Origin of the sequence: Bradyrhizobium oropedii, from assembly GCF_020889685.1 — a bacterium.
GTDB classification, from domain to species: Bacteria; Pseudomonadota; Alphaproteobacteria; order Rhizobiales; family Xanthobacteraceae; genus Bradyrhizobium; species Bradyrhizobium oropedii.
This window is the reverse complement of the sequence record NZ_JACMYO010000498.1, coordinates 1-553: the sequence shown is the minus strand read 5'-3', so window position 1 is coordinate 553 and position 553 is coordinate 1. Positions and strand designations below refer to the sequence as shown.

The 553-nt window shown below is 62.6% G+C and carries 1 protein-coding gene; it reads right to left on the bottom strand.

The window, feature by feature from the left end; genetic code table 11:
- Positions 1-155: 155 nt before the first annotated feature.
- Positions 156-553 (bottom strand): transposase (locus H8A95_RS43475; RefSeq protein WP_229188514.1); only part of this gene is annotated, 398 nt, incomplete at its 5' end.

Sequence of the window (553 nt, the reverse complement as noted above, 5' to 3'; positions counted from 1 at the left end):
CACGGAGCAAGAATGGTGGGCACGTCGCTAGCGCGCCCACCCTACGAAATCGTAGCCCGGATGGAGCACAGCGAAATCCGGGGCCGGTGCTCGAACGTGAGAGAAGATTCCCGGATTTCGCTTCGAGACTGGGCAAGAATTGTATTGCGCCCTGGTTAGACGGCGTAGCGGAGCGCCGGGCATATTTTGGCTCGGAAGTGCGGTGTACCGGCTTGTAGGCGGGCGGTGATGGCTGTGATGAGCAGCAAGAACGCCAATATGGATGGCCGATTGGCAAGATAGGTCATGAATGTGTCGATGCCGAGGATGCTCAGCACGCGGGAGAAGTTGTAGCAGAGCGCCATCAGGCTCCATTCGCCGCGCACCTTGTCGAAGCCGCGGACGAGGAAGTGACGGTAGCCTGCCCGGCATTTGAGGGTGCCGAAGGGATGTTCGGCGAGTTCGGCCCGGCGGCGCATCTGGTCGTCGGCGTCCTGCATCCGCGCACGATGCCGGTCCAGCACCGCCTCGTGCTCCCAGCGGTAGACGGTGCGCGTCGGCGTCTTGGCAGAGA